A 13,856-nucleotide genomic window follows, 5' to 3' on the forward strand; every position below is an offset into this window, starting at 1 on the left:
GAACAAGGCCATGAACCAGGCATTGTGGATCGCCAAGACCGGACTGGATGCGCAGCAGACGCGCATGTCGGTGGTTTCCAACAACCTCGCCAACACCAACACCACCGGCTTCAAGCAGGACCGTGCCAGCTTCGAGGACCTGCTGTACCAGCAGGTGCGCCAGCCGGGCGGGTCCTCTTCCGCACAGACGCAGCTGCCCACGGGTCTGCAACTGGGTACCGGCGTTCGCGTGGTGGCCACCTCCAAGAATTTCGAACAGGGCAGCCAGCAGCAGACCGGCCGCGCGCTGGACGTGATGGTCAACGGCCGCGGCTTCTTCGAAGTGCAGATGCCCGACGGCTCGTCGGCGTACACCCGTGACGGTTCGTTCCAGCGCAACCAGGATGGCGAGCTGGTCACCAACAGCGGCTACCCGGTGCAGCCGGGCATCCAGATTCCGGAAGGGGCGCAATCGCTGACCATCGGTACCGACGGCACCATCAGCGTGAAGATGGCCGACGACGCCGCTTCGGTCGAAATTGGCGCGCTCACCCTGACCGACTTCGTCAATCCAGCAGGTCTGCAGGCACGCGGTGAAAACCTGTTCCTGGAAACCACCGCCTCCGGCCCGGCACAGAACGGCAACCCCGGCCTGAACGGCCTGGGCAGCGTGGTGCAGGGTGCACTGGAAGGCAGCAACGTCAACGTGGTCGAAGAGCTGGTGTCGATGATCGAAACCCAGCGCGCCTACGAAATGAACGCCAAGGCGATCTCCACGACCGACTCCATGCTCGGCTATCTCAACAACAACGTCTGATCGGTTGAACCGGGAACCTGCCATGTCGCCTCTGCGCCCTACCCTTCGCCTGCTGCTTGCCAGCGCCGTGATCGCCCTGCTTGGCGGCTGCGTCATTGCAGGCGACGTGCGCCCCTACCCGGCGATGGCGCCGGTGGTACCGGTGGTCGCGCCGAGCGCGCCCGCCACGGCCGGTGCGATCTACGCTGCCGGCCCCGGGCTGCAGCTGTATTCGGATCGCCGCGCGCGTGATGTCGGTGACCTGCTGACCATCACCCTGACCGAAAGCACCACCGCGCAGACCACCGCCAACACCAGTACCGACAAGGAATCCAACCTCGCGCTGGGCACGCCCACCCTGTTCGGTGCACCGGTGACCCTGGGCGGCAAGGACATCCTGGGTGCCAGCGCGACCGGCTCGCGCGACTTCACCGGCAAGGGCACCAGCGCGCAGAGCAACCGCCTGCAGGGCAGCGTGACCGTCACCGTGATGCAGCGCCTGCCCAACGGCAACCTGGTCGTGCAGGGCGCCAAGAACCTGCGCTTGAACCAGGGCGATGAGCTGGTGCAGGTGCAGGGCGTCGTGCGTGCGGCAGACATTTTCCCGGACAACACCATTCCTTCCAGCCGTGTGGCGGATGCGCGCATCGTGTATGGCGGGCGTGGTCCTGTGGCGCAGTCCAATGCGATGGGGTGGTTGAGCCGGTTCTTCAACTCGGCGCTGGTGCCGTTCTGAGGCTGATGATGAAATTTTCTCTTCGGTTGGTTAGTCAGCCACGCCCACAATCGCTTTACGAAGCAATGCGGTGGGTCACGGGCGCGTGGCGACGCGTTGATCGCACCGGCGCACGCTGGTCACGCGGCGCGGCGTGGCTCTACGGCATTCTTGTGACATTCCTTTGCATGTCTTCGGCCTCGGCTGAGCGGATCAAGGACCTGGCGCAGGTCGGCGGCGTGCGCGGCAATGCGCTGGTTGGTTACGGCCTGGTGGTCGGTCTCGATGGCAGCGGCGACCGCACCAGCCAGGCGCCCTTCACCGTACAGAGCCTGAAGAACCTGCTGGGCGAGCTGGGCGTGAACGTGCCGGCCAACGTCAACCCGCAGCTGAAGAACGTGGCCGCCGTGGCGATCCATGCCGAGCTGCCGCCGTTCGCCAAGCCCGGCCAGCCGATCGACATCACGGTGTCCTCGATCGGCAACGCGGTGTCGCTGCGCGGCGGTTCGCTGCTGATGGCCCCCCTGCGCGGTGCCGATGGCCAGGTCTACGCCATCGCCCAGGGCAACCTGGTGGTGGGCGGCTTCGGTGCTCAGGGCAAGGACGGTTCGCGGGTGTCGGTCAACGTGCCCAGCGTGGGCCGTATTCCCAACGGTGCCACCGTCGAACGCGCCCTGCCCGACGTGTTCAGCGCCGGTGGCGAGATCACCTTGAACCTGCACAAGAACGACTTCACCACCGTATCGCGCATGGTCGCCGCGCTGAACAACGCGTTCGGCGAAGGCGCGGCGCGTGCGGTGGATGGCGTGACCGTGGCCGTGCAATCGCCCAACGACCCGGGTGCACGCATCGGCCTGCTGGCTCGCATCGAAAACCTGGAACTCACGCCTGGCACCGCGCCGGCGAAGGTGGTGGTCAACTCACGTACCGGCACCGTGGTCATCGGCGCACAGGTACGGGTAGGCGCGGCGGCCATCTCGCATGGCTCGCTCACCGTGACCATCAACGAAAACACCAACGTCAGCCAGCCCAACGCGTTTGCCGGGGGACAGACCGTGGCCACGCCGCAGTCGACCATCACCGCCACCAACGACGGCAGCCGCATGTTCAAGTTCAACGGCGGCAACACGCTGGATGAGATCGTGCACGCGGTCAATGCCGTGGGCGCAGCACCGGGCGACCTGATCGCGATCCTGGAGGCGCTCAAGCAGGCCGGCGCGCTGAGTGCCGAACTCGAGGTGATCTGATGCGCATCCAACCGTCACTGGAACTCAACCCGGCCCAGGCCAACAGCCCGGCCAAGGTGGACAAGGTCGCGCGCCAGCTGGAAGGCCAGTTCGCGCAGATGCTGGTCAAGAGCATGCGCGATGCCAGTTTCGGCGATTCGCTGCTGCCCGGCGAAAACCAGATGTTCCGCGACATGTACGACCAGAAGATCGCTGAAGCGATGACCAAGGGCCGAGGCCTGGGGCTGTCGGCAATGATCTCGCGCCAGCTCGGCGGTGGCGAAACCGAGGCTACCAAGCCCACCGACACCAGCCTGAATCCGGCCGCTGCGCTGCGCGCCTACCGGCTCAACGCGCCGGCCGCCGCGCCGATGGCCCTGCCCGCTTCCAGTGCAGCGCCGTCCGCGCCAAGCGAAGTGGATCTGCTGCAGCAGCTCGACGGGCAGGCGCCGTCGGCGGTGCTGCAACCAATGGAGCGTGCGCTGGACCTGATTGCCGGACGCGAAAGCAGCCAGATGCACGAAGCGATCGGGCGCAGCGATCCGTATGGCGCCGCGCCCGGCACCGATACGTCCAGCGAAAACTGGGCGATGGCCGACGACCGCTGGCGCGATGTCGGCGCCACCGCCGCCACCAGCACCGGCCCCAGTGCCGTGGACACGCTGGCCGGCAGCACCGCCGCCGCCCAGCTCGGCACCCACACCCCGGAAGGCTTCGTGGCCAGCATCTGGGGCCATGCCCAGCAGGCCGCCCGCGAACTGGGCGTGGATGCCAAGGCACTGGTCGCGCAGGCCGCACTGGAAACCGGCTGGGGCCGCAAGCTGGTGCAGCGCAATGGCGGCGGCAGCTCGCACAACCTGTTCGGGATCAAGGCCACCGGCTGGAGTGGCGAGCGCGCCACCAGCGGCACCCACGAGTATGTCGACGGCGTGCGCCGCAACGAAACCGCCAGCTTCCGCGCCTACACCTCGGTAGGCGACAGCTTCGCCGACTACGTGAAGCTGCTCAAGAACAGCCCGCGCTACCAGAACGCGCTGCAGGCCGGCGGCGATGTCCGCAGCTTCGCCCAGGGCCTGCAGAAGGCCGGCTACGCCACCGACCCCAGCTACGCGGCCAAGATCGCCGCGATCGCCGGCGGCCCGACCATCGAGCGCGCCGTCGCCGCCGTGGGCGATGCCAGCCAGCGTCTGGGCCGCACCTTTGCCAGCACCGCCAGCCCCGCCGGGCTGGGGGCAATCCGTCGTTGAGGTAATCCATGTCCGTACTTTCCACCGGCACCAGCGCCCTGCTCGCCTTCCAGCGTGCACTGGCCACCACCAGCCATAACGTCGCCAATATCAACACCCCCGGCTACAGCCGGCAGAAGGTGGACTTCGCCACCGCCAGCCCGCAGAACCTGGGCTATGGCGATATCGGCAACGGCACCCGCATCACCGACGTGCGCCGCGTGGCCGACCAGTTGGCAATCTCGCGCCTGCTCGACAGCAGCGGCGAACTGGCGCGGTTGAAGCAGCTGTCCACCCTGGCCGACCGCGTGGATTCGCTGTTCTCCGATACCGCCACCAACGTGTCCGGGGTGTGGTCGAACTTCTTCGATACGGTCAGCGGCCTGTCCTCCAATGCCTCCGGCACCGCCGACCGGCAGAACATGCTCGACAATGCCGGCACCCTCGCCAGCCGGTTCAAGCAGCTCAACGAAAGCCTCAACTCGCTCAATGGTGAGGTCAACAACGGCCTGATCGCCGGCGCCTCGGAGGTAAACCGGCTTGCGGCCGAGATTGCCCAGCTCAACGGCGCCATCGGCAGCAACGCAAATACTGCAGCGCCCGACCTGCTCGACCGCCGCGACCAGCTGGTGGCCAACCTGATCGGCTACACCGGTGGCACTGCGGTAATCCAGGACGGCGGCTTCATGAACGTCTACACCGCCGGCGGCCAGGCCATGGTGGTAGGGACCACCGCCAGCAAGGTCACCACGGTCACCGACCCCTACCAGCCCGAGCGCCTGCAGTTGGCGTTGGAAACCCAGGGCCAGAAGATCACCCTGGACCCGAAAAGCCTGGGCGGCCAGATCGGCGGCCTGCTCGAGTTCCGCGATTCGGTGCTCACGCCCACCCAGGCCGAGCTGGGCAAGCTCGCCGTGGGCCTGGCCAGCACCTTCAACGACACCCACCACCAGGGCGTTGACCTGTACGGCAACATGGGTGGGGACTTCTTCAACTACGGCAGCCCGCGCGTCACCGGCAACACCGGCAATACCGGCAATACCGGCACTGCCAGCTTCAGCGCCAGCTTCGGCGACCTGTCCAAGCTGGACGGCCAGAACATCGTGTTGAAGTTCGACGGTGGCGCCTGGCAGGCCACGCGCGCCGATACCGGCGCCGCTATCCCGATGACCGGCACCGGCACCGCCGCCGATCCGCTGGTGCTCAACGGGGTGGAAATGGTGATGTCCGGCACCCCGGCACAGAACGACCGCTTCCTGCTGCAGCCCACCGCCGGCGTGGCCGGCACCCTGTCGGTGGCGATCACCGATACCTCGCGCATTGCCGCGGCTGCGCCGATCAAGGCCGCCGCAGGCCTGAGCAATACCGGCACCGGCAAGGTCAGCGGCGTGGCCGTGAGCGACTACACCAACGCCAACCTGCGCAATCCGGCCGCGATCGTATTCACCAGCGCCACCGAATACACCATCGATGGCACCGGGCCGTTCACCTACACCGCCGGCCAGACCATCAGCGCCAATGGCTGGAGCTTCGTGCTCGATGGCGCGCCGAAGGTCGGCGACAGCTTCAACATCAGCCCCACCCCGGCTGGCTCCAGCGACAACAGCAACGCCCTGCTGCTGGCCAAGGTGGAGGACGCCAAGACCTTCAACGCCGGCACGGTCACCCTCAATGGGGCCCTGGGCGGCCTGACCACGCTGGTCGGCTCGGCCGCGCGTGCGGCCGACTATTCGCTGCAGGCCCAGCAGGTCATCACCGACCAGGCACAGGCCTCGCGCGACTCGGTGTCCGGGGTCAACCTGGACGAGGAAGCCGCCGACATGCTCCGCCTGCAGCAGGCCTACCAGGCCGCCTCGCAGCTGATTTCCACTGCCGACACCCTGTTCCAGACCATCCTGGGAGCCGTTTCGCGATGAACAACCGTATCTCCACCGGGATGATGTTCAACCAGTCCATCTCGATGATGATGGCCAAGCAGAGCAAGATGAACCACCTCGAACAGCAGCTGGCCACTGGCAAGAAGCTGGTCAGCGCCAAGGACGACCCGGTTGCCGCCGGCACTGCCGTGGGCCTGGACCGCGCTGTGGCCGAGCTGGACCGCTTCGCCCGCAACGGCGACGTGGTGGAAAACCGCCTGGGCCTGCAGGAGAACGCACTGGCCCAGGCCGGCGAAATGATGGCGCACATCACCGAACTGACCATCCAGGCCAACAACCCCGCGCTGTCGGCGGCCGACCTGAAGTCGATCGCCTCCGAGCTCAAGAGCGTGCGCGATGGCCTGTTGTCGCTGGCCAACTCCACCGACGGCACCGGGCGCTACCTCTTTGGCGGCACCGACGACGCCGATGCGCCGTTCACGCTGAGCAACGGCGTGGTCACCTACAACGGCGACCAGACCCAGCGCCAGGTGGAAGTGGCCCCGGACACCTTCGTCAAGGACGCCCTGCCCGGCAGCGAGATCTTCCTGCGCATCCGCACCGGCGACGGCACCCTGGACGGCAGCGCCAGTGGCACCAACACCGGTACCGGCGTACTCACCACCTTCGGCCGCGACCCGGCCTCGGGCAGCTGGGACGGCGCCAGCTACACGCTGCGCTTCACCGGCCCGGATGCCTATGAAGTGGTTGATGCGACCAACACGGTGGTGAAAACCGGCACCTTCAAGGCCGGCGAAGACATCACGTTCGAGGGCGTTTCCATGCGGATCGAAGGCGAACCCCAGGCCGGCGACAGCTTCGGGATCGGCGCCGCCGATGCCCGCGACATCTTCGCCACCCTGGACGGCATGATCAACGCGCTGGACAACGCCGCCGATGACCCGACCGCGGTGGCCCACCAGCAGAACATCCTGCAGGCCGGCATCCGCGATGTGGCCCGGGCATCGGAGAAATTCATCGACGCGCGCGCGGCCGGTGGCGCTCAGCTCAAGGCCATTGACGATGCCGGCGCGCTGCGCGACGCCAACGGCGTGACCCTCAAGACCACCTTGTCGGCGATGCGCGACCTGGATTACGCCGAGGCGATCGGCCAGTACCAGCTGGAACAGATTTCCCTGCAGGCCGCGCAGACCATTTTCACCCAGATGCAGCAGATGTCGCTGTTCAACGCGATCCGCTGACATAGCGCGCACGCCGGGCGCCACACGCCCCGCGCTGCAGGCTGTTGCGCCTGTTCCGGCCCTCGCCGGACACGCGCAACCCCCGACCATCACCCTGCCCGGGTGATGTTTTCTGCGTATTTTTTCTCAAGCCTCCCGTCAAACCGCCGCTATCTCTCCTGCAACAGCTGCATCCGGCACGGGTGCGGTCTCTGCGTCAACTCCGGGTGCACGCCGCGGCCGGAACTTGCCCACAGGAATGAGATAAATGGCACAAGTAATCAATACCAACGTGATGTCGCTGAACGCCCAGCGCAATCTGTCGACCAGCGGTTCCAGCCTGGCCACCACGATCCAGCGCCTGTCCTCGGGCCTGCGTATCAACAGCGCCAAGGACGATGCCGCCGGCCTGGCCATCTCCGAGCGCTTCAGCACCCAGATCCGCGGCCTGGACGTGGCCGTGCGCAATGCCAACGACGGCATCTCGCTGGCCCAGACCGCCGAAGGCGCGATGGTCGAAATCGGCAACAACCTGCAGCGCATCCGTGAGCTGTCGGTGCAGTCGGCCAACGCCACCAACTCCGACAGCGACCGTGAAGCGCTGAACGCCGAAGTCAAGCAGCTGACCTCGGAAATCGACCGCGTTTCGCGCCAGACCAACTTCAACGGCACCAAGCTGCTGGATGGTACGTTCTCCGGTGCGCTGTTCCAGATCGGCGCCGATTCGGGCCAGACCATCGGCATCAACAGCATCGTCAACTCCAGCACCTCCGAGCTGGGCAATGGCCTGTATGCCGCCAAGCAGTCCTCCACCGCCGCCCCCATCACCGGCGTGGCGACCGTCGCCGGCACCGTCAGCGACATGAAAATCAACGGCATCGCCATTGATGCCGTGGACGTGGCCGTGGGCGACAAGGCGGCCGATGTCAGCAAGAAACTGGTCAACGCCATCAATGACAAGATGGACCAGAGCGGCGTTTACGCGTCGCTGAGCGAGGACGGCGAGCTGGAACTGACCTCGCTGAAGTCGGGCAAGGATTTCGAGTTCACCGCCGCCACCACCGACGCTACCGGGCTGGTCATGGCACTGGACGACTTCGCCGATGCCGACGCGGACGCCCGCGACACCGTCAGCGGCGTGGACATCTCCTCCGTCGCCGGTGCCCAGAAGGCCCTGTCGATCGTGGACGACGCGCTGAAGGCGGTGAACTCCTCGCGCGCCGACATGGGTGCGATCCAGAACCGCTTCACCTCCACCATCGCCAACCTCAACACCACCTCGGAAAACCTGTCGGCCTCGCGCAGCCGTATCCGCGACACCGACTACGCCAAGGAAACCGCCGAACTGACCCGCACGCAGATCCTGCAGCAGGCCGGTACCGCGATGCTGGCCCAGGCCAACCAGTCGCCGTCCAGCGTGATGAGCCTGCTGCAGGGCTGATTCCTGCAAAGGGTGCGTAACGAAAAACCCCGCTTCGGCGGGGTTTTTTGTTGCCGGCCCGCCGCCAACCGTTGACATCCGCGAAATTTCCGCCATCCGGGCCTAAAGGTTCCCGCCGGGGTGTCGTTAATGATTTCAACCAGGGCACATCGCCCACTGCCTCCCCCCGAGGCACCCCATCACACCCGCATTACCTTCATATCCAGGAGCACGGAAATGGCACAAGTCATCAACACCAATGTGATGTCGCTCAACGCACAGCGCAATCTGTCGACCAGCGGTTCCAGCCTGGCCACCACCATCCAGCGCCTGTCCTCGGGCCTGCGCATCAACAGCGCCAAGGACGATGCCGCCGGCCTGGCCATCTCCGAGCGCTTCAGCACCCAGATCCGCGGCCTGGACGTGGCCGTGCGCAATGCCAACGACGGCATCTCGCTGGCCCAGACCGCCGAAGGCGCGATGGTCGAGATCGGCAACAACCTGCAGCGCATCCGTGAACTGTCGGTGCAGTCGGCCAACGCCACCAACTCCGACAGCGACCGTGAAGCGCTGAACGCCGAAGTCAAGCAGCTGGTTTCGGAAATCGACCGCGTTTCCCGCCAGACCAATTTCAACGGCACCAAGCTGCTGGATGGCACGTTCTCCGGCGCGCTGTTCCAGGTCGGCGCCGATTCGGGCCAGACCATCGGCATCAACAGCATCGTCGACGCCAGTGCCGGCGCGCTGGGCGGCGCCAAGTTTGACAAGGGCACCTTCTCGCTCGGCGCCGGCACGGCCAACAGCGACGTCACCATCAGCGGCATGGAAATCACCGGCGCTGACGGCACCACCCACACGCTGGCCGACATCAAGGTCAAGGCCGGTGCCGACATGGCCGCCACGGCGAAAGCCACCAACGCCGCCATCGCCGCCGCGATCAACGAAAAGATGGATCAGACCGGCGTGTTCGCCGAAACCGATGACACGGGTGCCATCAACCTGACCTCGGTGCAGAACAGCGTCGACGACAAGGGGGTGTTCAACGCGATCGATGTGGACTTCGGCTCCCTGACGGGCACCGCCGTGGCCCTGCCGGCTGCGGCCTACGCTCCCAGCGATGACACCGCCCAGGCCGCACTGAAGGTCAATTTCGCGTCGGACCTGGACATCTCCAAGGTCGCCGGCGCCCAGCAGGCCCTGTCGATCGTCGACAAGGCGCTGACCGCAGTGAACTCCTCGCGCGCCGACATGGGTGCCATCCAGAACCGCTTCACCTCCACCATCGCCAACCTGGGCACCACCTCGGAAAACCTGTCGGCCTCGCGCAGCCGTATCCGCGACACCGACTATGCCAAGGAAACCGCCGAACTGACCCGCACGCAGATCCTTCAGCAGGCCGGTACCGCGATGCTGGCCCAGGCCAACCAGTCGCCGTCGAGCGTGATGAGCCTGCTGCAGGGTTGATCCAGAGCGTTACCGCGTAAAACAAGAACCCCGCTTCGGCGGGGTTCTTGTTTTACGCGGGCCGCTTCGGTGGGTCTAAACGTCGGCTGCATGATCGGCACCGATGCAGAATTGGCGTCGGGTGGTTGTGCCGCGCTGCGCGCGGTGTCCGGCCAACGTTATGCCCGCCGTCCTGGCGGGCACCCTCCGGGCCGGCGCGTTGCGCCGTTGAGAACGGCTCCTGCCGTTCTCTTCGGGGCTACGAATTGGTACGGGCCCATTGGGATCTGGATCAATCAACCATGGGCGCCGGACACATTTGGTAGCGCCGGCCGTTGGCCGGCCCACGGAATGATCGATGCCAATGAAATCCCGGCACACCGGCACATTTCTGCCTCAATGGGTTAAAGGTTGTTGACATCGGGTCGTTATTGATTTCAGCCACGGCAGATCGACATCGCTTGGCGCTCCCGCAAGCGGGAAACACTTCTACAACCCGGCGACATCATCGCCACCAGGAGCAAGAAAATGGCACAAGTCATCAATACCAACGTGATGTCGCTGAACGCCCAGCGCAACCTGTCGACCAGCGGCTCCAGCCTGGCCACCACCATCCAGCGCCTGTCCTCGGGCCTGCGCATCAACAGCGCCAAGGACGATGCCGCCGGCCTGGCGATCTCCGAGCGCTTCAGCACCCAGATCCGCGGACTGGACGTGGCCGTGCGCAATGCCAACGACGGCATCTCGCTGGCCCAGACCGCCGAAGGCGCGATGGTCGAAATCGGCAACAACCTGCAGCGCATCCGTGAGCTGTCGGTGCAGTCGGCCAACGCCACCAACTCCGACAGCGACCGTGAAGCGCTGAACGCCGAAGTGAAGCAGCTGGTTTCGGAAATCGACCGCGTTTCCCGCCAGACCAACTTCAACGGCACCAAGCTGCTGGACGGTACGTTCTCCGGTGCGCTGTTCCAGGTCGGCGCCGATTCGGGCCAGACCATCGGCATCAACAGCATCGTCGACGCCAGCGCCAGCGCACTGGGCGGCGCCAAGTTCGACAGCAATACCTTCACCATCGGCGCGGCCGACCCTGGCGACAATGCCGACGTCAAGATCACCGGCATGGCCATTACCGGTGCCGATGGCAAGTCCTATACCCTGGACGACATCAATGTGAAGGCCGGCGTCGACGAAGCCGCTACCCAGAAGGCCACCGTCGCCGCCGTCACCGCCGCGATCAACGCCAAGATGGACCAGACCGGCGTGTACGCCTCGGTCGACGGCGCCGCCGGCAAGATCAACCTGACCTCGGTGCAGAACAGCGTCGGTTCGGACGGCACGTTCAATGCCATCGATCTGACCGAAGGTACCTACACCGGTGGCGCCACCGCCCCGACCGGCTACACCGCCACCACCGCCGCCAATGGCGCCCTGCTGGCCAACCAGTTCGCCAGCGACCTGGACATCTCCAAGGTGGTCGGCGCCCAGCAGGCCCTGTCGATCGTGGACAAGGCACTGACCGCCGTGAACTCCTCGCGTGCCGACATGGGTGCGATCCAGAACCGCTTCACCTCCACCATCGCCAACCTCAACACCACTTCGGAAAACCTGTCGGCCTCGCGCAGCCGTATCCGCGACACCGACTACGCCAAGGAAACCGCTGAACTGACCCGCACGCAGATCCTGCAGCAGGCCGGTACCGCGATGCTGGCCCAGGCCAACCAGTCGCCGTCGAGCGTGATGAGCCTGCTGCAGGGGTGATTCCTGCAAAGGGTGCGTAACGAAAAACCCCGCCCCGGCGGGGTTTTTTCGTTCCGGGATCATGAACGCCTGACGGGCGGCTTCGGCTGGTCTAAACGTCGGTAGAAGTACGGTGATCGTTGAGACGCAGGTTTCGGACACTTGCGCCGCGCTGCGCGCGGTGTCCGGCCAACGTTATGCCCGCCGTCCTGGCGGGCACCCTGCGGGCCGGCGCGTTGCGCCGTTGAGAACGGCTCCTGCCGTTCTCTTCGGGGCTACGAATTGGTACGGGCCCATTGGGATCTGGATCAATCAACCATGGGCGCCGGACACATTGGTAGCGCCGGCCGTTGGCCGGCCCACGCATCGAATGACCGCTCGCGCGACACGGACCTACGAATTGGTACGGGCCCATTGGGATCTGGATCAATCAACCATGGGCGCCGGACACATCCGGTAGCGCCGGCCGTTGGCCGGCCCACGCATCGAATGACCGCTCGCGCGACACGGACCTACGAATTGGTACGGGCCCATTGGGATCTGGATCAATCAACCATGGGCGCCGGACACATCCGGTAGCGCCGGCCGTTGGCCGGCCCACGCATCGAATGACCCCTCGCGCGGCACGGGACTTGCATCCGCCTTGGCATCGCCGCGCGCACCTTTTGGTGCCTGCGGCTCAAGCCTCCCCGTTCCGGGCCGATATCACCTGCAGGAAGCGCAGGCGGTTGCGTGCCCACTTTTCAAGACAGGACTGCAGACATGGCGATTGGTTCCATTGGTACCGGCCTCGATATTCCCACCCTGGTGGCCCAGCTGGTCGCCAAGGAGCGCGAACCGCAGGAAAACCAGATCAACGCAGCCGGCACCGCCGCCAGTGCCAAATTGTCGGCGCTGGCCACCCTGACCAGCGGCATGACCAACCTGCAGACCACGCTGGCCAGCCTGATCAAGAGCGCCGACAAGCCGGCGTTCAAGACCAGCACCATCACCGATTCCAACTTCACCGCCAGCATCGATACCAGCGAGGGCGCGCCCTCTGCGTCCGCCGGCACCCACCAGGTCGAAGTCAAGTCGCTGGCGCAGGGCCAGAAACTCAGCTCCGGCGCGTTCGGCAAGGATGACGTGGTCGGCGACGGCACGCTGACCATCGCCTATGGCGACAAGACCCTGGAAGTGACGGTCAACGCAGACAGCAAGCTCAGCGACATCGCCGCTGCCATCAACAAAGCGGCCGGTGGCAAGGTCGTCACCGCCAGCGTCATCACCGCCGACGATGGCCAGCACCTCGTGCTCAGCGCTGTCGACACCGGCCTGGCCGGCGCGGTCACGATCACCGCCACGGGCGGCAATGGCGGCCTGGATGCCCTGACCTACGACGGTACCGCCGGCTCGGGCATGACCCAGATGGTCGAGCCCAAGGACGCCGTGGTGGTCGTCGACGGCTTCACCCGCACCTCCAGCTCCAACACGATCAGCGACATCGTCCCCGGCGTGAACCTGACCCTGACCAAGGCCGGGACCGAGGAGGGCAAGACACAGACCCTGACCATCACCCGCGACAACACCACCGTCAAAACCGACATGGCCGCGTTCGTCGCCGCCTACAACGCGATGAACGGCGCGCTGAAGTCCGCCAGCGCCTACAACGCCACCAGCAGGACCTCCGCCGCGTTGACCGGCGACGCCATGGTGCGTGGCCTGCAACAGCAGCTGCGCAGCCAGTTCAGCAGCAACATCAACGGCCTCAAGGACATGGGCGTGACCATGGCCGCCGACGGCAGTCTGACCCTGGACAGCGGCAAGATGGAAACCGCCATCGGCAAGGATCCCGACGCCGTGGCCCGCCTGTTCGGCAAGGAGGGCGCCATCGGCAAGCCGATGGACACGCTGATCAAGAGCAACCTCGACAAGGAAACCGGCACCCTCACCCAGCGCACCAATTCGCTGAACAAGCAGATCAAGGACCTGGAAAGCCGCCTGGACGCGCTCGATGCGCGCATGGAAAAGGTCTCCGACCGCTACACCAAACAGTTCACGGCCATGGAAACCCTGGTGACCCAGATGCAGACCACCAGCGACGGCCTGACCCAGGCACTGGCCAAGAAGTCCAGCAGCTGATCCGCGGTGCGGCAACGCTCAAGTTTCCGCATTGCACCGCCGATATTCATGGCAGCACCCACCACCTGATGTCTGGCGTGGGGCCCAGAGGAGAGA

Annotated in this window: 10 protein-coding genes; all 10 read left to right on the forward strand. The window is 65.7% G+C overall.

Annotation, left to right across the window (positions count from 1 at the left end):
- The first annotated feature begins 10 nt into the window (after nt 1-10).
- The 10 genes from flgG to fliD all read left to right on the forward strand — a co-directional run bounded on the left by flgG (nt 11) and on the right by fliD (nt 13,760).
- Nucleotides 11-796, forward strand: a complete 786-nt coding sequence (gene flgG, locus WIX41_RS00400; RefSeq protein ID WP_214903354.1) for a flagellar basal-body rod protein FlgG — start codon at nt 11-13, stop codon at nt 794-796.
- Between the two features lie 22 nt (nt 797-818).
- A complete protein-coding gene (gene flgH, locus WIX41_RS00405) occupies nt 819-1,511 on the forward strand; it encodes a flagellar basal body L-ring protein FlgH (protein WP_214903357.1) in 693 nt (230 codons plus the stop codon).
- Between the two features lie 167 nt (nt 1,512-1,678).
- On the forward strand, nt 1,679-2,737 hold the full coding sequence (locus WIX41_RS00410; protein ID WP_339445227.1) for a flagellar basal body P-ring protein FlgI: 1,059 nt from the start codon (nt 1,679-1,681) through the stop codon (nt 2,735-2,737).
- Entirely contained in the window at nt 2,737-3,963 is a 1,227-nt protein-coding gene (gene flgJ / locus WIX41_RS00415) for a flagellar assembly peptidoglycan hydrolase FlgJ (protein WP_339445228.1), read from the forward strand. The genes WIX41_RS00410 and flgJ overlap by 1 nt, the downstream gene beginning before the upstream one ends.
- Nucleotides 3,964-3,971: 8 nt before the next feature.
- Nucleotides 3,972-5,858, forward strand: a complete 1,887-nt coding sequence (flgK, locus tag WIX41_RS00420) for a flagellar hook-associated protein FlgK (protein ID WP_339445229.1) — start codon at nt 3,972-3,974, stop codon at nt 5,856-5,858.
- Complete coding sequence (gene flgL, locus WIX41_RS00425) at nt 5,855-7,060, forward strand: flagellar hook-associated protein FlgL (RefSeq protein ID WP_339445230.1); 1,206 nt, start codon at nt 5,855-5,857, stop codon at nt 7,058-7,060. Before flgK ends, flgL begins: the two co-directional genes overlap by 4 nt.
- A gap of 247 nt (nt 7,061-7,307) precedes the next feature.
- The gene (locus tag WIX41_RS00430) at nt 7,308-8,480 is read left to right on the forward strand and encodes a flagellin (protein ID WP_339445231.1); all 1,173 of its coding nucleotides are present in this window, start codon (nt 7,308-7,310) and stop codon (nt 8,478-8,480) included.
- A 216-nt stretch (nt 8,481-8,696) separates the two neighbouring features.
- Nucleotides 8,697-9,923 (forward strand): flagellin, encoded by a 1,227-nt coding sequence (locus tag WIX41_RS00435; RefSeq protein WP_339445232.1) that lies wholly within the window; start codon nt 8,697-8,699, stop codon nt 9,921-9,923.
- A gap of 507 nt (nt 9,924-10,430) precedes the next feature.
- On the forward strand, nt 10,431-11,660 hold the full coding sequence (locus tag WIX41_RS00440) for a flagellin (RefSeq protein WP_339445233.1): 1,230 nt from the start codon (nt 10,431-10,433) through the stop codon (nt 11,658-11,660).
- A gap of 741 nt (nt 11,661-12,401) precedes the next feature.
- Nucleotides 12,402-13,760 carry a flagellar filament capping protein FliD gene (gene fliD, locus WIX41_RS00445; protein ID WP_339445234.1) on the forward strand — a complete coding sequence of 453 codons (1,359 nt, stop codon included), beginning with the start codon at nt 12,402-12,404 and terminating at the stop codon, nt 13,758-13,760.
- The last annotated feature ends 96 nt before the right edge of the window (nt 13,761-13,856 follow it).

The sequence above is a fragment of the Stenotrophomonas sp. AB1(2024) genome (assembly GCF_037482345.1).
Lineage (GTDB): Bacteria > Pseudomonadota > Gammaproteobacteria > Xanthomonadales > Xanthomonadaceae > Stenotrophomonas.